The 18,127-nt window shown below is 72.2% G+C and carries 16 protein-coding genes; 8 read left to right on the forward strand and 8 right to left on the reverse strand.

Annotated features, from left to right (window positions below; genetic code table 11):
* The first annotated feature begins 78 nt into the window (after nucleotides 1-78).
* On the forward strand, nucleotides 79-504 hold the full coding sequence (locus ACX114_RS21235; protein ID WP_459287232.1) for a YciI family protein: 426 nt from the start codon (nucleotides 79-81) through the stop codon (nucleotides 502-504).
* 4 nt (nucleotides 505-508) lie between these two features.
* On the opposite strand, the gene mutL is transcribed toward ACX114_RS21235, so the two are convergent.
* Nucleotides 509-2,386 (reverse strand): DNA mismatch repair endonuclease MutL, encoded by a 1,878-nt coding sequence (gene mutL / locus ACX114_RS21240; protein WP_459287234.1) that lies wholly within the window; start codon nucleotides 2,384-2,386, stop codon nucleotides 509-511.
* 102 nt (nucleotides 2,387-2,488) lie between these two features.
* Between mutL and ACX114_RS21245 the strand changes: the two genes are divergently transcribed.
* Nucleotides 2,489-3,460 (forward strand): SDR family oxidoreductase, encoded by a 972-nt coding sequence (locus ACX114_RS21245; protein WP_459287236.1) that lies wholly within the window; start codon nucleotides 2,489-2,491, stop codon nucleotides 3,458-3,460.
* On the opposite strand, the gene ACX114_RS21250 is transcribed toward ACX114_RS21245, so the two are convergent.
* On the reverse strand, nucleotides 3,441-4,493 hold the full coding sequence (locus ACX114_RS21250) for a hypothetical protein (protein ID WP_459287238.1): 1,053 nt from the start codon (nucleotides 4,491-4,493) through the stop codon (nucleotides 3,441-3,443). The two genes, ACX114_RS21245 and ACX114_RS21250, sit on opposite strands and share 20 nt — an antisense overlap.
* Nucleotides 4,494-4,774: 281 nt before the next feature.
* On the opposite strand from ACX114_RS21250, the gene ACX114_RS21255 reads away from it, so the two are divergent.
* Nucleotides 4,775-5,566 (forward strand): lysophospholipid acyltransferase family protein, encoded by a 792-nt coding sequence (locus tag ACX114_RS21255; protein WP_459300225.1) that lies wholly within the window; start codon nucleotides 4,775-4,777, stop codon nucleotides 5,564-5,566.
* A 25-nt stretch (nucleotides 5,567-5,591) separates the two neighbouring features.
* Here ACX114_RS21255 and ACX114_RS21260 read toward each other — a convergent pair whose 3' ends face one another.
* On the reverse strand, nucleotides 5,592-6,470 hold the full coding sequence (locus tag ACX114_RS21260) for a diguanylate cyclase (protein ID WP_459287240.1): 879 nt from the start codon (nucleotides 6,468-6,470) through the stop codon (nucleotides 5,592-5,594).
* A gap of 94 nt (nucleotides 6,471-6,564) precedes the next feature.
* The gene (locus ACX114_RS21265) at nucleotides 6,565-9,156 is read right to left on the reverse strand and encodes a carboxypeptidase regulatory-like domain-containing protein (RefSeq protein ID WP_459287242.1); all 2,592 of its coding nucleotides are present in this window, start codon (nucleotides 9,154-9,156) and stop codon (nucleotides 6,565-6,567) included.
* A 155-nt stretch (nucleotides 9,157-9,311) separates the two neighbouring features.
* On the opposite strand from ACX114_RS21265, the gene ACX114_RS21270 reads away from it, so the two are divergent.
* Nucleotides 9,312-9,611 carry a DciA family protein gene (locus ACX114_RS21270; protein ID WP_459287243.1) on the forward strand — a complete coding sequence of 100 codons (300 nt, stop codon included), beginning with the start codon at nucleotides 9,312-9,314 and terminating at the stop codon, nucleotides 9,609-9,611.
* Nucleotides 9,608-11,185: a CAP domain-containing protein gene (locus ACX114_RS21275; protein ID WP_459287245.1), complete on the forward strand. Its 1,578-nt coding sequence runs from the start codon at nucleotides 9,608-9,610 to the stop codon at nucleotides 11,183-11,185. Before ACX114_RS21270 ends, ACX114_RS21275 begins: the two co-directional genes overlap by 4 nt.
* A 118-nt stretch (nucleotides 11,186-11,303) precedes the next feature.
* On the opposite strand, the gene ACX114_RS21280 is transcribed toward ACX114_RS21275, so the two are convergent.
* Nucleotides 11,304-11,537, reverse strand: a complete 234-nt coding sequence (locus ACX114_RS21280; RefSeq protein WP_014396719.1) for a hypothetical protein — start codon at nucleotides 11,535-11,537, stop codon at nucleotides 11,304-11,306.
* A gap of 314 nt (nucleotides 11,538-11,851) precedes the next feature.
* Here ACX114_RS21280 and ACX114_RS21285 point away from each other — a divergent pair, with 314 nt between their 5' ends.
* Entirely contained in the window at nucleotides 11,852-13,984 is a 2,133-nt protein-coding gene (locus ACX114_RS21285; RefSeq protein WP_459287247.1) for a lytic transglycosylase domain-containing protein, read from the forward strand.
* Between the two features lie 9 nt (nucleotides 13,985-13,993).
* Here ACX114_RS21285 and cmk read toward each other — a convergent pair whose 3' ends face one another.
* Genes cmk through ACX114_RS21300 form a run of 3 tightly spaced genes read right to left on the reverse strand, consistent with a single transcriptional unit; the run spans nucleotide 13,994 to nucleotide 16,759 of the window.
* Complete coding sequence (gene cmk, locus ACX114_RS21290) at nucleotides 13,994-14,689, reverse strand: (d)CMP kinase (protein ID WP_459287249.1); 696 nt, start codon at nucleotides 14,687-14,689, stop codon at nucleotides 13,994-13,996.
* A complete protein-coding gene (hisC, locus tag ACX114_RS21295; RefSeq protein ID WP_459287251.1) occupies nucleotides 14,686-15,777 on the reverse strand; it encodes a histidinol-phosphate transaminase in 1,092 nt (363 codons plus the stop codon). The genes cmk and hisC overlap by 4 nt, the downstream gene beginning before the upstream one ends.
* Before the next feature lie 13 nt (nucleotides 15,778-15,790).
* Entirely contained in the window at nucleotides 15,791-16,759 is a 969-nt protein-coding gene (locus tag ACX114_RS21300; RefSeq protein ID WP_459287253.1) for an acetyl-CoA carboxylase carboxyltransferase subunit alpha, read from the reverse strand.
* Nucleotides 16,760-16,853: 94 nt separating this feature from the next.
* Here ACX114_RS21300 and ACX114_RS21305 point away from each other — a divergent pair, with 94 nt between their 5' ends.
* Both ACX114_RS21305 and ACX114_RS21310 read left to right on the forward strand, forming a co-directional pair.
* On the forward strand, nucleotides 16,854-17,546 hold the full coding sequence (locus ACX114_RS21305; RefSeq protein WP_459287255.1) for a tetratricopeptide repeat protein: 693 nt from the start codon (nucleotides 16,854-16,856) through the stop codon (nucleotides 17,544-17,546).
* Between the two features lie 105 nt (nucleotides 17,547-17,651).
* The gene (locus tag ACX114_RS21310) at nucleotides 17,652-18,119 is read left to right on the forward strand and encodes a hypothetical protein (protein WP_459287257.1); all 468 of its coding nucleotides are present in this window, start codon (nucleotides 17,652-17,654) and stop codon (nucleotides 18,117-18,119) included.
* Nucleotides 18,120-18,127: the final 8 nt, after the last annotated feature.

Raw genomic sequence — 18,127 nt, forward strand, 5'->3', positions numbered from 1 at the left:
GGTCCGTCCCCCGCCGTGTCGATTTCGCGCCCTACCATTCGTCGCCATTTTGAACCCGACGTTCCAGGAGAACTCCCCATGCGCTTCATGATGATCGTCAAGGCCACCCAGGACAGCGAGACCGGCCGCCTCCCCTCCACGGAGGAGCTGACCCAGATGGGCAAGTACAACGAGGAGCTGGTGAAGGCCGGCATCCTGCTCGCGGGCGAAGGGCTGCACCCCAGCTCCAGGGGCACCCGGGTGACGTTCTCCAAGACGGGCTCGACGGTGACGGATGGCCCCTTCTCGGAGACGAAGGAGCTGATCGCCGGCTTCTGGATCATCGAGGTGAAGTCGCGCGAGGAGGCCATCGCCTGGGCGCGCCGCATCCCCTTCCAGGACGGCCAGGTGGAGATCCGCCAGGTGGCCTCCGCGGAGGACTTCGCGCCCAGCGACCCCACCGGCGAGCTGCGCGCGAAGGAGGAGGCGCTGCGCGTGCAGGTCGAGGCGAAGGCCAAGGCCTGAGCCGTCAGCGAGCGCGCCGCTCCAGCTCCAACAGCGGCATCTCCAGCACCACCACCGTGCCGTGCGTGCACGGGGGTGTGAAGTCCGCGCGATCCAACTCGCCCAGGAGCGCGCGCAGCTGCGCGTCGGTGAGCGGAGAAGAGGACGCGCGGCGCGCGGCGTGACAGGCCATCACGCGCACGGCCTCCGCCAGGCTCGTCACGTCCAGCGGAGCGCTGCGCGGAGGCAACGCGCGCGACAGGGCCTCCAGGAGCGCGCGGGGGTCCACCCCCTCCAGGCCGGCCGGCACCGACTTGAGCGCGAGCGCCGTGCCGCCAAAGGGCTCCACGTCCACGCCCAGCTTGAGCAGCGCCTCGCGGCCGTCCACCAGCGCCTTCACCGCCGCCAGCGACAGGTCCACCGTGGTGCCGAACAGCGACGGCGGCGGCGCCTTCGTGTCGTCCTCCAGCCGGCGCATGTACGCGGTGAGGCGCGCGCGCTCCAGCGCGGCGTGCGGATCCAGCACCACCAGCGTGCCGCCGGGTCCTTCACACACGTGGAAGCGGCTGCCCAGCAGGCCCATGGGGCGCAGGGCCGCGAAGTAGCCCGGAGGCGGCGCCTCGTTGAGCTGCGGCTGCGCCTCGCCGAACCCGAGTGAGCGGCCCGGAACCTGGGGCGCCTGGAACGGACCGGGGAACGCGCTGCCCTGGGCACCACCATTGGGCCCGAAGTAGGACGGCGTCAGCGGGCGCGCGGGCGTGGAGCCTCCCGGTGCGTCCATCGCGGTGGGCAGCGGCGCACCCCAGGTGGCCTCCTGCGCGCGGGTGAGGAAGCGCTCCACGGCGTGCGCGTAGTGCGCGGCGTCCCGGGGCTGCGGGTTCGCGGCCTGCTCTTCCGGTGAGCCCAGCCACGGGGCCGCGCGCAGCACGCGTGAGAGGGCGGCGCTGATCGCGTCCTGCACGCCCCGGGCGTCCGCGAAGCGCACCTCCATCTTCTGCGGGTGCACGTTGACGTCCACCGCGGCGGGCTCCACGTCGATGTGCAGCACCACCACCGGCTGGCGGCCCGCGGGCAGGAAGTCCTGGAACGCGCGCTGCACGGTGCTGATGAGGCCGCGGTCGCGGATGTAGCGGCGGTTGACGAAGGTGTAGAGGCCGCGCGCGTTGGGCAGCGTGTACTCCGGCGACGCGAGGTAGCCCGTGACGACGACGCCCAGCCGGCGCTCCTCCACCGGGAACAGGTGCGGGAAGGACGCGGGGCCCAGGGCCGCAGCGATGCGCTCGCGCGGATCATGCTCGCTGGCGGGGCTGGAGAAGAGCTCGTTGCCCTCGTGCGAGGCGAAGAAGCCGACCTCCGGATGCGCGAGCGCCAGGCGCACCACGGCCTCCTCGCAGTGCTTGAGCTCGGTGGCGCCCTGGCGCATGAACTTGCGGCGCGCGGGCACGTTGAAGAACAGGTCCTCCACGGTGATGACCGTTCCCACGCGGGGCGGCGCGTCCTCCACCGTCGGCGGGCCGCCGCCCTCCACCGTGACCTTCGTGCCCTCGTGCGCGTCCGGCTCCGCGGTGTGCAGCGTGAAGCGGGACACGGAGGCGATGGCGGGGATGGCCTCGCCCCGGAACCCCATGGAGTCGATGTGGAAGAGGTCGTCCAGCTCCCGCAGCTTGCTGGTGGCGTGGCGCTCCAGGCAGAGCGTGGCGTCCTCGCGGCTCATGCCGTGGCCATCGTCGGAGATGGTGATGCGCCCCACTCCACCGGCTTCCAGCTCCACGCGCACGGTGCGGGCGCCAGCGTCGAGCGAGTTCTCGCACAGCTCCTTCACCACGGAGGCGGGGCGCTCCACCACCTCACCGGCGGCGATCTTGTTGATGAGCACGTCGCTCAGGCGCGCGATTCGGGACATGGCGATCAGCCACCCTCCGCCACCTGGATGACGTTGTCCAGAACATCACGGGCGCACTCGGCTGACATTCCTGGACGGCTGGGCTAACACCCGCCCCTGCGAATGGAAGTGATCCGAGCAGGCAAGGGCCCGATGCGCATCGCGGTGACAGGCGCCAATGGCGACTACGGCAGGCTGCTGCTGCCGAGGCTGGAAGCGGACCCCGGCGTGGAGAGCATCCTCGTGCTGGACACGAAGGAGCCCCAGGGGATGGGCAAGGTGGAGTTCCACCGTGTGGACCTCACCCGCTACGACGCGGAAGGCGAGCTGACGGACGCGCTCACCGAGCGCCCCGTGGACGCCCTCTTCCACCTGGCGTTCCTCTTCGGGCCCATCCTCAACGGCCCGCTGGCGCACGAACTGGAAGTCATTGGCACCATGAACGTGCTGACGGCGGTGGGCCGCGCGCGGCTGCCCCGGCTGGTGGTGCCATCGCTCACGGTGACCTACGGCGCGCGGGGCAACAACCCGGCGCTCCTGCGCGAGGGCTCGCCGCTGTTCGGCTGTCCGCACAGCCGCTTCGTGAACGACAAGGTGGAGGTGGAGGGACAGGTGCGGGCGTTCCGCGAGCGCAATCCGGACACCCGCACGCTGGTGTTGCGCTTCGCTCCCCTGCTCGGCCCGAGCCTGGACAATCCGGCGACGCGGTTGCTGTCGCACGCGGTGGTGCCCACGCTCATGGGATTCGACCCGCTCTGGCAGGCGATCCACGAGGAGGACGCGGGCCGGGCGCTGCATCTGGCCCTGAGGGCGGACGCGGCGGGAGAATTCAACGTCGTGGGGCGCGGAGTGTTGCCCCTCTCAGGACTCATCCGCCAGGCGGGCGCGCAACCGCTCCCCCTGCCGGGGCCGTTGTTTCGTGGAGCACTTCGCGCGCTCGGCGTAGTGGGGGCGGGCACGTTGCCGGTGGCCCTGCTCGACTACATGCATTACTCCTGGGTCGCGGACGGGGAGCGCGCCGAGTCCGCGCTGGGGTTCGTGCCCCTCCACCATGTCAGGGACGCCGCCTCGGCGCTCAGAAGGAGCCAGTCATGACCAAGGGTGTCCTCGGGAATGATCCCTTCCAGCGGGGCGCCGCGCCTCGCACGGGCGAGGTGAAGGACGACGCGGCCAACCCGAAGGCCGCGAAGAAGTCCGCGGCGTCGAAGTCCGCGAAGGGTGCGAAGTCAGCGGGCAAGGCGAAGAGCGCAAAGGGTGGCGCGTCGAAGTCCGGCGCCCAGGCGAAGGCGCCCAAGGGCGGCAAGGCCGCGGAGGCGAAGAAGGCCGCCGCGACGCCCAGGACGCCCGCCGCCAAGGTCCACATGTTCGAGGCCCGCACCAACGGACGCGGCAGCACGAAGCACGAACAGGACGCGCGCGAGGTGGAGCACGCGTCGGACCAGCATCCGGCTGGCGAGGAGGTCTCGCCCCTGCGCGAGCCGTCCGTGCCGGGCCCCGCCGCCGGGCCCCGGCCGTCGCGGCCCCAGGTGCTGGCGGACGAGGTGCGCGGCGCGCGGCCCCAGGAGCGCAAGGTGGACCGCGCCCTGACGGAGGCGCTGGCGTCGGAGGCGGCGGAGACCGCGGCGAAGACGGCCGTGGACGAGCTGTTCGAGGGACAGAAGGGCCCGGACCGCGACATCGAGCGCATCCTGGCGACGGAGCTCGTCGCGGAGGTGGCCGAGTCCGCCGTGCGGCAGGTGCTGGACGACGGCAATGGCGACGCCTCCGAGCGCGAGGTCGCCACCGCTGTCGCCACCCAGGTGGCCGAGGCCACCGCGGGCGTCGCCGTGGACGAGGTGCTGGAGCGCCACGCCAACGGCCCCGAGGAGCGCGCCCTGTCCTCCGCCGAGGACCGCGACGCGCGGGACCTGGACGAAGACGGCGAGGAGGTCTGGCCCACCGACGCCTGGATCCGCGACCCGAAGGACCTGCCTCCTCCCGAGGACACCGGGGACACCTGGACCGCGGATGCCTGGCGCCGCGACCCGGAGGGGATGTCCGCGCCGGAAGACCCGGACGAGGCCGACGACCTGTTCTCCGGCGTCGAGCGCGTCGAGGAGAACGGCGTGCACATCTCCGTCTCCATCATCGAGGGCGCCGCCCCCACGGACGTGGAGCCGGAGGTGGAGCTGCCCGACGAGACCCACGACGAGCTGCCCCCCAGCCGCCGGCCCCTGTCGCTCGTGAGCGACCCCGGCGAGTCGCCCCTCCCGGAGGAAGCGGAGCGGGATGCGCAGGGCTACGACCGTCCGGAGGAGCCGGCCCCGCCGTCCGGCTTCGCGGGCCGCGCCGCGGGCATGTTCTCGCTGGCGAAGGAGATCGCCGGCCAGGCGCTCGCGAGCGAAGCGCCTGGGCCGCGCCGTGGGCGCCATGCACGGCCTGATGGAGGCCATGCGCACCAGCCTGGGCGCGGGCGGCGGCAGCCGGCTGGACGACTACGGCAAGGACGCGGGCCTGGTGGAGAGCCTCCAGCCCGTCCTCGACTTCCTCTACGAGCAGTACTGGCGCGTCTCCGTGGAGGGCGTGGATCAGGTGCCGCGCGGCGCCTCCATCCTCGTCGCCAACCACTCCGGCGCCCTGCCCTACGACGGCCTCGTGATGGCGCAGGCGCTGCTGCGGGAGCGCCCGGATCTGCCCGAGGCCCGCTGGCTGGTGGAGGATCAGGTCTTCCACGCGCCCATGCTCGGCACCCTCTTCAACCGCCTGGGCGCCGTGCGCGCCTCGCCGGAGAACGCGCTGCGGCTGCTCGACGAGCACCGGCCGCTCGTCGTGTTCCCGGAGGGCTACCAGGGCGCGAGCAAGCCGTTCGCGGAGCGCTACCGCCTCAAGCGCTTCGGCCGCGGCGGCTTCGTGAAGCTGGCCCTGCGCACCGGCGCGCCCATCGTCCCGGTGGCCATCGTCGGCGCGGAGGAGACGTCCCCGCTCTTGGGCCGCCTCCCCGGTGGCTTCCTCGGGTTCCCGTCGCTGCCGCTCACCGCGCCCGGCCCGCTGCCCGCCAAGTGGACCATCCGCTTCGGCGAGCCCCTCACCATGGAAGGCCTGGCGCCGGAGGCCGCGGACGACCTGGGCGAGGTGCAGCGGCTCACCGAGCGCACCCGCGAGTCCATCCAGGGCATGCTCCAGGCCCTGCTGCGCGAGCGCCGCTCCGTCTTCACGGGCTAGCGCTTCGAGCGGTGCTCCGGGGGCGTCAGCCGCAGATGCGGTTGCGCCCCTGGCTCTTCGCCGCGAAGAGGTGCTCGTCCGCCGTGCGCACCAGCTCCGCGGGCTCGCGGTGGTGCGGCTCCAGCGTGGCCACGCCCATGGACAGCGTGACGGGGATGACCTGCTTGTCGAACTCGAAGCGCTGCCGCTCCACCAGCTTGCGCACCTTCTCCGCGAGCTGCCGGGCCCCAGCCAGGTGGATCTCCGGCAAGAGCAGCGCGAACTCCTCACCGCCGTAGCGGGCGAAGACGTCCTCGCGCCGGATGCGCGTGCGCACCGTGGACGCCAACTGCTTGAGCACCGAGTCCCCGGCCAGGTGCCCGTAGGTGTCGTTCACGTCCTTGAAGTGATCCAGGTCGAACATCACCAGCGACAGCACGCGCTCGTAGCGGCGGCTGCGGGAGACTTCGCGGTCCAGCTGCTCGTCGAAGTAGCGGCGGTTGTAGATCTGCGTGAGGCCGTCCATGGTGGTCAGCCGGTAGATCTCGTCGTGGTACGCCGCCTCGATGTTGCCGCCCGCGATGAACTTGAAGATGGTGCGGCCAATCTTCACCAGGTCGCCGTTCTGCAGCGACCGCGCCGACGACGCGACGTCGTCGTTGACGAACGTGCCGTTGGTGGACCCCAGGTCCTCGATGCGCACGCCCTTGGTGGTGTTGGTGATGCGCGCGTGGTTGCGGCTCACCGCCTCCTGATCAATCTGGATGTCCGACTTGGACGACCGGCCGATCAGCGTCTCCTCACGCGCCAGGTCGTATTTGCGTCCCAGGTCCAGGCCGTAGATGACCACCAGCGCCGCGTCCAGGTTGACGGGGCGCTCGGAGATCTTCGAGATGACGGTGACGACCGTCTCCTTCTGGCCCATGAAGCCAAACGTATCACCGCGCAATTCGCGAAAGCGAATTCACGGCCGGAACGGGTACCCCGCCAGGTCGTAGACGCACTGACACCCCAGCACGTCAGGGCACCCGCACCGTGCGGGTGGCGTTGACGGCGGGCCGCAGCGGCAGCCCGAGCCCGTCCACCAGCGACGCCACCAGCGTCACCTCCGCCCCGGAGCAGGCGCCAGGCAGGGAGAGCGCCACCTCGCCCGACCGCGTGGCCACGTCGCCGCGCACCACCGAGAGATCACAGCCCGGGCCGCCATCGCGCACGGTGAGCAGCACCCCACCCTCGTCGCCGTTGGCGGCGTCCATCCCCACCTGGAAGCCGTCCACCCGCACGCGCACGGTGGCGCCGCGAGCCAGCGACGCGCCCTCGGTGGGCGACAGCCAGGTCACCAGGGGCCGGCCCTGGTTCAGCGTGGACACGGCGAGCACCGATTCGGCGAGCCGCTCGGGCGCCATGCCTCCGGTCTCCGCCAGAGCGGAGAGGTTCATCACCCGGCCCTCGGACATGGCCACGTTCAGCGCCTCCACCGACAGCGACGCGCGCGAGCCCTCCGTGTCGCCCTGGAACATGCGGTCCTCCAGGCCCGAGGGAGGCACGGGCAGGCGCACGCCGTTGGCGACGCGGCGGCCGTCCACCCAGACCGTCCAGCGCCGGCCGGCCGCGTTGGTGAAGGTCGCACGCACGAGCGTCGCGCCTGGCGGGGCGCCGTCCATGCGCCACTCGCGCGGCAGCAGGCCGTGCCACGGCGACGCGTCCGGGTTGAAGCGGGCGCCCTCCGGGATGCCGAGGAACACGTCGCCGAGCGTCACCGGCTGGATGCCCTCCGGATCGAAGCGGAGCGCGTCCAGCGTGGACATCACCGCGCTGGTGGCCCGGCCCACGGGATCCTCGCCGCCCAGCGCTCCGGACGACGCGACCGCGACCAGCCGGTACGCCTGCCCCTCCAGGCCGTGATGGGCCGGCGCCATGCGCACGCGCACGAGGCCCGGCGAGGACAACAAGGGCTGCGTGTCCGTGTTCGGATCCACCGGGTTGGCGTTGACGGCGGCGCCCAGGCCCAGCGGCACCGTGCCCCGTCCGGGCGCGGTCACCGAGCCCACCACCAGCGCGCGCGCCAGGTAGCTGTCGCGGAAGCGCGGAAGCGGCGGGACGCGCACCACGAACGGGAAGGCCAGCGGCACCTGCTGGAAGTCCAGCGACGTGAGCGGCCCGGCCGGCGGGTTCGTCCCGTCGATGGGCGCATACAGGGGGAAGCGCACGTCGCGCTGGACGGCCGAGGAGAACCGCCCCGACTGCGGCAGCGCGCGCGCCAGGAGCAGCAGCGGATCCGTGCTCGGATCCATCATCCCCGCGGGAAGCTCGCCGGACGGGACCTGCGCGGTGAGCGCCCAGGCGGTGCGCGTGCCACAGGTCCCCGCGCGCGTGGCCGTCTCCGGATCCGTTCCGTCCGCGAGCGGCGCGTCGCACACGCCGGGGATGCCCGGCACGTCCACGGACTCCGACGGAAGGACGCCCAGCCCGTTCACCCAGACGTTGGTGGGAATCTGGAACGGGCGCGTCAACCCGCGAAGCGAGAGGTCCACGTCCCGGTCAGGCCCCTGCACCTGGGCGGAGGCCGACTCGGACAGGAGCCCCGGCACGGACAGCCCCGCCATGCCCAGGGCCAGCGCGCCGCCCACGCCCACGGGCGCCAGGTGGGTGAACCGGGCGCGCACTCCGCCCACGCGGTCCGCCGGGTTGCGGCGCAGCGGCAGCCGCAGGTCCCGCGTGCCGGTCATGTCGTAGTTCGCCACGGTGAGGTAGCCGAAGTCCGGGTGGAAGACGGACACCGACGCATCGCTCCGGCCCTCCAGCACGGCCACGCCCTGCGCGTCCGTGGACTCGCTCGCCGTCACGCCGCCCAGCGTGTCCGCCACCACCACGGAGGCGTCCTCCACGGGGTAGCCCGTGAGCGCGTCCGTCACCACCACCCGCACCTTCCCGGAGGCCGTGTGCGGCGGCAGCACGGTGACGCGCGCACGGCACGTCACGTTGCCCAGCCGGGCCTCCACCGCCTCCACCTCCGCGCCCGCCGACTCCAGCGTGAACGTGGCGCCGGTGCCGGTGCCTCCGCCCTTCACGCGCGCCGACACGGAGGACCAGGTGAGCCCGCTGCGAGGGACAACGGGCTGGCCCTCGGCATCGGACACCCAGGCCTCGAAGCGCAGGGTGGTGCCCACGGGCGCGATGATGCGCTCGGGCACCACGCGGCAGCCCGCCAGGGTGGACGCTGGTGGAGGCGCCCCACAGGTGCCGTCGCGGCAGAGCTCCCCGTCCTCGCAGTCACTGTCTCCGGTGCAGAGGGCGGGGACGCAGCGGCTGGCGTCACAGCGGCAGCCCAGCGACTGGGACTCACAAGCCGCGATGGCGTTCAGCTCTCCGCGGCGCTTCACCGAACAGTCGAGGTCCGTCCGGCACGAGGGCTCACAGCGCGACAGGGCGGTGTTGCAGAAGAACAGCGCCGGGTCTCCGCAGTCCTGATCCACCGTGCAGAAAGCGTCCGCCTTGCCCCCATGGATGAACGGCGCATCCATGTCGGACATCGCGCAGCCCATGGCGCACGCCAGCAGGCATGCGAGCACGAGGCCGGGGGACCGGACCGGATGGGGGATGGAACGCATGGGAACTCCGAGGGGGACCGGCCTTGCCCCGACCTTACAGGGGGAAGGGCCGCGACGCGACCGGCGATGGCGCCGGGGGCCCGGGAAATTCAGACGGCCGGGCAGGCAAGTGTCAGTTGGCTTCCGTCGCCAGGGGTTCCAGAATCGGACCGACGATGGCGCGTGGTGAACCGAAGACCTTGGAGAGCCTGCTGCCCCGGGTGCTGGCGCGCCTGGCGGGAGAGTCGGGCCGCGCGTCGTCGCTGATGCCGCTCTGGACCGCCGCGGTGGGAGAGAACATCGCGCGCCACAGCCGGCCGCACCAGCTGGACGGAAGCACGCTGATCATCACCGTGGAGAGCGCCGAGTGGGCCCAGGTCCTCTCCCGTCAGGCCGACTCCCTGCGCGAGCGCTTCAACGAGAAGCTGGGCGCTGGCACCGTGAAGGCGCTCGTCTTCCAGTTGGAGTCGCGATGAAGCGCGCGCTCCTGGGCCTGCTGCTCGCGGGCGCCTCCGTCCTGCCCGCGTCCGCCGCGCAGTCCCCGGAGGTGGCCTCCGTCGCCAGCCCCGTCCCGGAGGAGACGCCCCAGGCCCAGGAGGCCCGGGCCCGGCTGCACGTGCAGCGCGAGTTCGAGCGCGTGGGCCGCCGCGCCCCCACGAGTGACAAGGCGCTGGAGGCCGCGGCCCGGAGGCTCGCGCGCGAGGCGCTGACCAAATTCACCACCGGGGCCCCGGACCTGCTCACGTTGACGGAGGCGGTCAGCGACTCGGGCGCGGCGGATCCGTCCCCGAAGGCGCTGGTCATCCGCGCCTGGGTGCACGCGCACGCCATCGAGACGTTCCTCGCCCGCACGGACTTCAACGACGAGCGCGTGAGCCACTTCGGCGTGGGCGTGGCCTTCCTGGGCGAGCGCGCCGCGCTGGTGCTGCTCGTCGCGGACCGCAAGGCGGAGGTGCTCCCCTTCTCCCGCACCATCGCCAAGGCCGGGACGGAGAAGCGCGTGTGCGGCCGGCTCGTGCCGCCGCTGCGCAGCCCGCAGGTCTTCGTCACCCGGCCGGACGGCGAGGTGGAGGCCGTGGCCCTGAGCCGAGCGCCCTCCGGCACGAATGGCTTCTGCGCCCTGGTGGGCTTCGACACTCCCGGCAACTACACCGTGGAGGTGGTGGGCCAGGCGAACGCGGGGCCGGAGGTGGCGTCGCTGTTCCTGGTGCAGGTGGGGGCCCGTTCCACGCGCGGCGGACAGGAGTCCCAGCGCGAACCCACCACGCTGGCCGAGGCCCGCACCGCCCTCTACGAGCGCATCAACACCCTGCGCCGCGCGCACAAGGTGCCGGAGCTGACGCCGGACCCGACGCTGGAGGACGTGTCGCTGCGCTACAGCACGCGCATGGCGACGGAGGGCTTCTTCGCGCACATCGCGCCGGACGGCTCCACGCTCACCCGCCGCCTCCCGGAGGGCACGCGTTACGTGCGCGCTGGAGAGAACCTGGGGCTGGCGGCGGGCCCGCTCGCGGCGCACTTCGGCATCGAGCACAGCCCCGGCCACCGCAAGAACCTGCTGGACCCCGCGTTCCGCTTCATGGGCGTGGGCGTGGCCTTCCAGAAGGTGGACGGCCGCGACCAGGCCATCGTCACGGAGGTCTTCACCGCGGCCTCGCCCGGCGCGGCGCTCCTGTCGGACCCGGTGACGGACGTGTACGACGCCCTGAGCCGGCACCGCGCCACGCTCAAGCTGCCGCCCCTGGTGCGAAGCGAGGCGCTGGAGCGGCTGGCGCGAGACCACGCCCGCCGCGCGCTGGCGCAGGACGAGCCCACCGCTGGAGACGGAGACCCGTCCCCGCTGCACGAGCGTGTGTTCTCCGCGCTGCCGGACGCGGGCACCGCTTCGGTGGACTTCTTCGTGGTGGGAGACCCGGGCGCCGTACCGGAGTCACGCAGCCTGGCCACCGCCACCTACACCCGGGTGGGTGTGGGGCTGGTGCGGGGCAACTCCAAGCGCTTCGGCCAGGGCCAGTACTGGGTGGCCGTCATCTACGCCGCCGTCCCCTGAAGCGCTGGCTTCGAAAGAGGAACGCCGACGCGGACGCCGGCCACGACCGGGCTTCGGGCGTGACCGGGTGCGAGCTCGCGCGGGCCCGGTGCGACGGGCCCCATGTCAGACGTCCCGGTTAGACAGGACGACGCTGCGTGGCGTACGCCTCCAGCCCCATCTGCGGAGGAGCGAGGTTGGCGTACATCGGGCACTTCATGCACGTGAACGACTGCCAGCCGCGACGGACGGCCTCATCGAGGCAGTTGTCGTAGTGGTTGCAGTTCAGGTTGCGATGCGTCTCGACGCCTGCCCGCTTCGGGCCGGCTTCGGGATTGATGGTCTGCGGCAGATCGGATGGACACGGCTTCATGGAGCCTCCCCTATGAGCTGTTTCCCCCCCCGAGGTCTGTGAACGAGCAGGTGCTACCGACGACAGGTCTTCCTGCGACGACAGGTCTTCCTGACACGACAGCGGTCCGGAGTAGCGCTCAACGGCGGCGCAACGTAAGGATTCCCTCCGGATAGCGCAACGGGCCGACAACCCCGCGGGACCAGCCCGTGGGCGCGGGATCTAGGACTTGTCGGGCCGACTGTCAAACCGACCCCCGCCCACCTGGTGGGGAATGTCAGCTGCAAACCTCTCGTTCCGAAGCCGCAAGGCCGCGAAGTGAAAGGAAGAATCCCATGAGTTGGACCGGCTGGGTGGCGGGTTGGGTGACGGGGGTGGCGCTGGGGCAGTCCCCGGCGACGCTGGAGGCCGTCCGCCTGCACCGGTCCGACGCGGCGGCGCTCGCCCGGGCGGAGCTCACCGCCTGTGAGCAGGCGAAGTGCCCGGACGCGGGCCGCCTGGGCCTGCTCGCCGGGACTCTCGTCCTTTCGGACGGGGACGCCGCCCAGGCGCGGGACCTGCTCACCCGCCACGCGCCTCCCGCGCCCCTGGAGGCCTTCCACGCCTTCTACCTGGGCCAGGCGCGCTTCTACGCGGGCGACCCCAACGGCGCGGCGAAGGACTTCGAGCGGGCCCTGGAGAAGGCCTCCCCGGCCCTGGCCGTGCGCGCCCGCGCCCGCCTGGGCGAGTCGCTCCTGGACGCACACCGGCCCAAGGACGCGGCCCCGGTGCTGGAGTCCGCGGCGGCGGCGCAGCCCACCCCGGAGCTGCTCTTCCAACGCGCCCGGACGCGCGCGGCCACCGGTAACGCGGCGGGCCTGCGGGCGGACCTGAAGACGGTGGCGCTGCGCTTCCCCACCCACCCCTACGCGGACGAGGCGCTGGAGCAGCTGGCCGCGCTGAAGCCCGCGGTGAAGCTCACCCTGCCCGAACACCTCCAGCGCGCCCGGGGCCTCCTCTCCGACGACGCGGCGCGGGCGGAGGAAGAGCTCCAGACGGCGGAGAAGCGCGGGCTGGTGAAGGGCGCGCCCGCCGTGGCGCAGGTGGCGCTCCTGCGCGCGCAGGTGCTCTTCGCGCGAGGCAAGCGCGAGGAGGCGGAGAAGGCGCTCGCGGTGGCGCGCAAGGGGCCGCCGGCCATCGCCGCGGAGGCCGCGCTGGTGGTCGCGCGCCGGGCGCTGAAGTCGGACGACAACGAGAAGGCGCGCAAGCTGATGGCCGCGCTGGACAAGGCCTATCCCTCCCAAGCCGCGGGTGAGGAGGGCGCGTTCTTCGCCGCGTGGTTGGATTTGCAGGGCGGCCGCTTCGAGGACGCGGCGAAGTCCTTCGCGGACTACGAGAAGCGCTACAAGGGCTCGCGCCGCCGCGACGAGGCGATGTGGTTCCGCGCCCTCTCGCACATCCGGCTGGAGCAGTACGCGAAGGCGCGCCAGGCGCTGGACGACCTGGTGACGGCCTATCCGAAGACGAGCATGGCGCCGCAGGCGCGCTACTGGCAGGCGCGCACGGAGGAGCTGGGCGGGGGCAAGCCGGCGACGGTGGGGCCCGCCTATGAAGCCGTCATCAGCGCGGCGCCCGCGTCGTTCTACGCGCTGCTCGCCACGGAGCGGCTGCGCGAGCTGGGGCGCACGCCGCCCGCGGCCTTCCCGCAGCCTCCGAAGCAGCTCACCCTCCCCCGCCCGCCGGAGCTGGAGCTGGCGGTGGCGCTGACGCGCGCGGGCCTCTTCCGCGACGCGGCGGACGAGGTGCAGTCGCGCGTGTCCAGCCTGCGCGGCGCGGACCAGGCGCTGCCGTTCGCGCACGCGCTCTTGCAGTTGGGCGAGTTCGGCCACGCGCATGTCGTGGCGGCGCGCCACCTGTGGGGCCGGGCCTTCGGGGCGAAGGCACCGGACGCACTGGCCGCGTTCTACCCGCGCGCGTTCGCCCAGGCGGTGGAGACGGAGGCCACGCGGCAGGCGCTGGATCCGTTCCTCGTGTGGGCCATCATGCGGCGGGAGAGCGCCTTCCGCCCGGAGGTCATGAGCGCGGCGGACGCGCGCGGCCTGATGCAGATCATCCCGCCCACGGCGACGGAGATCGCCCAGAAGATGGCGGAGCCCGCGCCCGCGCCGGCGGACCTGTTCGCCCCGGAGCGCAACATCCGCTACGGCGCGTGGTACCTGGCGCAGCTGATGAAGCGCTTCGCGCACCCGGCGCTCGCGGCGGCGGCCTACAACGCGGGCCCGAAGGCGGCCGTGCGCTGGACGCAGGAGCGAGGCACCCTGCCCCTGGACCTGTTCGTGGAGTCCATCCCGTACCGGGAGACGCGCGGCTACGTGAAGCAGGTGGTGGCGGACCTGTACCTCTACCACCGCTTCTACGAAAAGGACGGCACCCAGGCCCGGCTGGCCATGACGGTGCCCGCCCCCAGCACGGACGGCGTCAGCTTCTAGGGGACGACCTCAGGCGCCGCGCGAGGCCCGGCGGCGCTCGATTTCCTGCTCCAACGACTGCACCACCTCCGACAGCGGCATGCTGCTGGAGTCCACGTGCACCGCGTCGTCGGCGGGCTTCAGGGGCGCGACCTCGCGGCCGGAGTCCGCGGCGTCCCGGCGCGTCTGGTCCTGGAGGACGCCCTCCAGGCTGCTGTCCACGCCCTTCTGGAACAGCTCCTCGAAGCGGCGGCGCGCGCGCACCTCCGGGTTCGCCTGGAGGAAGAACTTCACGTCCGCGTCCGGGAACACCACCGTGCCGATGTCCCGGCCCTCCAGGATGGCGCCCGACGCCGCCTCCAGCGCCAGCCGCCGCTGGAGCGCGAGCAGCCCCGCGCGCACCACCGGCCGCCCGGACACCTGCGACGCGCCCATGGAGATGGGCGGCGTGCGGATCTCCGACGACACGTCCTCGCCGCCCAGGAAGACGTGGTTCTCCTCGCCCACCACCTGGAAGTGGATGCGCACGCGCCCGAGCAGCTCGCCCAGCTTCGCGTCGTCGTCGAACGCGATGCCCTCGCGCGAGGCCATCAGCGCCACGCAGCGGTAGATGGCGCCGGTGTCCACCAGCGCGAAGCCCAGCCGCCGCGCGAGCAGCTTGGACACGGAGGACTTGCCCGCCCCGGCCGGCCCGTCGATGGCGACGATGAACGGACGCGCGCTCATGACAGGGCCTCCTTCAGCGCGGCCACGCAGCGCGCGTTCTCCTGGGGCGTGCCCACGGAGATACGCAGGCAGTTCGGGTGGCCGTTGCCCGCCATGGGCCGCACGATGACGCCCCGGCGCAACAGCTGCTCATACACCTCGGCGGACGGACGGTGGCAGTCCACGAAGACGAAGTTCGCGTGGCTGTCCGTCAGCGTGAGCCCCAGCTTCGGCAGCTCCTCCGCGTAGAAGCGCAGGCCCACGCGGTTGTTCTCACGCGTGCGCTCCACGTGCTCTTTATCCTCCAGCGCGGCCATGCCCGCCGCCTGCGCCACCGTCGTCAGGTTGAACGGCATGCGCGTGCGGTGCACGTAGCCCGCGAGCTTTGCGTCCATCACCGCGCAGCCCAGCCGGATGCCGGCCAGCCCGTGGATCTTGCTGAAGGTGCGCAGCCCCACCAGGTTCGGGTGCGCGTGGAACAGCTCCACGGCGCTCGCATAGTCGGGCCAGTCCACGAACTCGGCGTAGGCCTCGTCGTGGATGACGAGCACGTCCTTCGGCACGGCCGCGAGGAACGCCTCCAGGTCCTTGCGCCCGAACGTGGTGCCCGTGGGGTTGTCCGGGTTGGCCAGGAACACCATGCGCGTGCGCGGCGTGACGGCGCGGGCCATGGCGTCCAGGTCGTAGCGGAAGCCCTCGCGCATGGGGACCTCCACGAACGCACGGCCGTGCGCCTGCGCGGAGATGCGGTACGCGGGGAACGAGCCCTTGCACAGGAGGATCTCCTCCTCGGGCGTCGTGAACGTGCGCATGAGCAGCTCGATGAGCTCGTTGGAGCCGCTGCCCAGCACCACCTCTTCCGGCTTCACGCCCAGGTGCGCGGCGAGCCGGCGCACCAGGTGGAAGCTGGTGGCGTCCGGGTACAGGTTCACCTGCGCGACGGCGTTGCGCATGGCCTCCACCGCGCGGGGCGACGGGCCCAGCGGGTTCTCGTTGGAGGCCAGCTTGATGACGCCCTTGAGGCCGTACTCCCGCTCGGTCTCCTCGATGGGCTTGCCCGGAACGTAGGCCTTGAGCGTCTCGACGTAGGGAGGAACAAGCGGTCGCATGGGGTGTGAACCTCTACTTGCCGGAGAACATGCCGAGCGCGCGGAACTTGTCGTAGCGGTCGCGCACCAGCGCGTCCGGCCGCAGCTCCGCCAACTGGCCCAGGTGCTTGCGCAGCGCCTTGCCCAGGGACTCCGCCGCCTTGGCCGGGTCGCGGTGCGCGCCGCCCGGAGGCTCCGGAATCACCTCGTCGATGATCTTCATCTCCAGCAGGTCCTGCGCCGTGGGGCGCATCGCGTCCGCGGCCTTGTCCGCCTTCGTCGCGTCGCGGAAGAGGATGGAGGCGCAGCCCTCCGGGGAGATGACGGAGTAGACGCTGTTCTGGAACATCAGCACGCGGTTGCCCACGCCAATGGCCAGCGCGCCGCCGGAGCCGCCCTCGCCCACCACGGTGGAGATGATGGGCACGCGCAGCCGGCTCATCACCTCCAGGTTCATGGCGATGGCCTCCGCCTGGCCGCGCTCCTCCGCGCCGATGCCCGGGTACGCGCCCGGCGTGTCCACGAAGGTGAGGATGGGCTTCTCCATCCGCTCGGCCAGCTCCATCAGCCGGCGCGCCTTGCGGTAGCCCTCCGGGCGCGGCATGCCGAAGTTGCGCGCCATGTTCTCCTTGGTGTTGCGCCCCTTCTGATGGCCAATGACCATCACCGTCTTGCCGTCGAAGCGCGCGAAGCCACCGACGATGGACGGGTCCTCGCCGAAGTGCCGGTCGCCGCACATCTCGAAGAAGTCCGTGAAGAGGTACTGGACGTAGTCCAGGAAGTACGGGCGCGCGTTGTGGCGCGACAGCTGCACCACCTGCCAGCGGGTCAGGTCGCTGAAGATCTCCGACTGGAGCTTCTTCGCCTTCTTCTCCAGCTTGGAGATTTCAGAGGAGAAATCCACGGTGCCGCTGGTGGAGAGGGCCTTCAGCTCCTCGATCTTCTTCTCCAGCTCGATGAGCGGGCGCTCGAAGTCGAGCGCGTAGCCAATGCCGGTTGCCATGGCGCCGAACTAGCACCAGGGTTCAGACCGATCAACGCGCAAGCGGTTACGCACCCCCCTGGAATGTCCGGGGGGACCGCCCGTCTGGAGCAACATGGTCCTCGCCCTCTCCCTGCTGGCCCTGACGCTGTCCGCCGCTCCGGCCGCGCCTCCTTCCGGCCGGGCCCTCAACACGCAGGGGTTCCGGCTCTACCAGTCCGGCCGCTATCCAGAGGCCCTGGAGAAGTTCCAGGCAGCCGCACAGGCCACCCCAGACTACGCCCTGGCTCACTACAACGCCGCCGCCACCCTGGGCGTCCTGCGCAAGCAGGGCAAGGTGTGCGAGTACAGCGCCCACCGCGACGTCATCCTGGAGAAGCTGGCCACCGCCGTGCGCCTGGACGCGCGCCGCCTCCAGCGGGCGAAGGAGGACCGGGACCTGGACGTCATCCGGGACACACTCGGCTGGCAGAAGCTGCTGGGCCGCACGCCCGAAAAGGAGGCCGACGTGCCGGCCCTCCTGCGGGCGGTGTCCTGGTACGGCCCCGGCGTGGGCGTCTACGGCACCGTCCGGGCCCTGAAGTTCCAGGACGGAGGCCGCGTGGAGCTCTGGAGGCGGGACGTGGACGACTCCGGCACGCCCCGCGAGTCCCGGACCGCGGGCACGTACACCGTCAAGGGCCGCACGGTGGAGGTGAAGCTCCCCAAAGCCGCGCCCGTCACCGGCACCCTCAGCGAGGCGGGCGCCCTCACCTTCCCGGAGCCCCTGGGCGGCTTCACCGACAGCCCGTCGGAGTGCGACGCCTGACGTGAAGTGACGCCCCGTGCACGCCTACCCGCGCCCCAGGGGACACCGCCCTGGCGCGCCTGCCTGCCGGTGCCCACCTTCCTCCCGTAGCCGAAGGGGGAAGCCGTGCACCGACTCAACGCCAGACACTGGGGGCTGGCCGCCATCATCGCGGTCGCGCCCTTCGTCCTCGCCTTCGTGCTGGGAGCCCTGGCGCCTCCGCTGCTGGAGCCGGTGCTCGGAACACCGGTGGGAGGGCTGAGCTGGGGACTGGCCACGGTGCTGGGGCTCGTGGGCGGCGCCCTCTTCGCGCGCATCCTCGCGGCCCTGCAGCGCCCGCGCATCCAGGCATCCCCGGTGCTGCGTGTGCTGGGTACGGTGGGTGGCGCCAGCGCGGTGGTGACCCTGTGCATCGTGCCGGCGGTGGCGCTGATGCTCCTGGGGCCGGGCTGGGTGCTCCATCAGCACCTGAACGTGCCGGCGGCCCCGACGGCGCGCTCACTCAAGGCGACCGCGGTGGACCTGCTGGGCCAGGCGCGCCGGGCGGTTCCCCACCGGCTGCCGCTGTCCCAGCTCGTGCCGGGCCCCCACTGAGAGGAGCC

This window comes from Corallococcus sp. M7, from assembly GCF_054512695.1.

Bases quoted from the DNA above. Each gene is read 5' to 3' on its own strand.
- ACX114_RS21300 (WP_459287253.1), bottom strand. From the start codon at position 16,759: ATGGCAACCGGCATTGGCTACGCGCTCGACTTCGAGCGCCCGCTCATC.
- ACX114_RS21235 (WP_459287232.1), top strand. From the start codon at position 79: ATGCGCTTCATGATGATCGTCAAGGCCACCCAGGACAGCGAGACCGGC.
- ACX114_RS21245 (WP_459287236.1), top strand. From the start codon at position 2,489: ATGGAAGTGATCCGAGCAGGCAAGGGCCCGATGCGCATCGCGGTGACA.
- ACX114_RS21265 (WP_459287242.1), bottom strand. From the start codon at position 9,156: ATGCGTTCCATCCCCCATCCGGTCCGGTCCCCCGGCCTCGTGCTCGCA.
- cmk (WP_459287249.1), bottom strand. From the start codon at position 14,689: ATGAGCGCGCGTCCGTTCATCGTCGCCATCGACGGGCCGGCCGGGGCG.
- ACX114_RS21285 (WP_459287247.1), top strand. From the start codon at position 11,852: ATGAGTTGGACCGGCTGGGTGGCGGGTTGGGTGACGGGGGTGGCGCTG.
- hisC (WP_459287251.1), bottom strand. From the start codon at position 15,777: ATGCGACCGCTTGTTCCTCCCTACGTCGAGACGCTCAAGGCCTACGTT.
- ACX114_RS21250 (WP_459287238.1), bottom strand. From the start codon at position 4,493: ATGATGGAGACGGAGATGTGCACGCCGTTCTCCTCGACGCGCTCGACG.
- mutL (WP_459287234.1), bottom strand. From the start codon at position 2,386: ATGTCCCGAATCGCGCGCCTGAGCGACGTGCTCATCAACAAGATCGCC.
- ACX114_RS21280 (WP_014396719.1), bottom strand. From the start codon at position 11,537: ATGAAGCCGTGTCCATCCGATCTGCCGCAGACCATCAATCCCGAAGCC.
- ACX114_RS21260 (WP_459287240.1), bottom strand. From the start codon at position 6,470: ATGGGCCAGAAGGAGACGGTCGTCACCGTCATCTCGAAGATCTCCGAG.
- ACX114_RS21255 (WP_459300225.1), top strand. From the start codon at position 4,775: ATGCACGGCCTGATGGAGGCCATGCGCACCAGCCTGGGCGCGGGCGGC.
- ACX114_RS21270 (WP_459287243.1), top strand. From the start codon at position 9,312: ATGGCGCGTGGTGAACCGAAGACCTTGGAGAGCCTGCTGCCCCGGGTG.
- ACX114_RS21305 (WP_459287255.1), top strand. From the start codon at position 16,854: ATGGTCCTCGCCCTCTCCCTGCTGGCCCTGACGCTGTCCGCCGCTCCG.
- ACX114_RS21275 (WP_459287245.1), top strand. From the start codon at position 9,608: ATGAAGCGCGCGCTCCTGGGCCTGCTGCTCGCGGGCGCCTCCGTCCTG.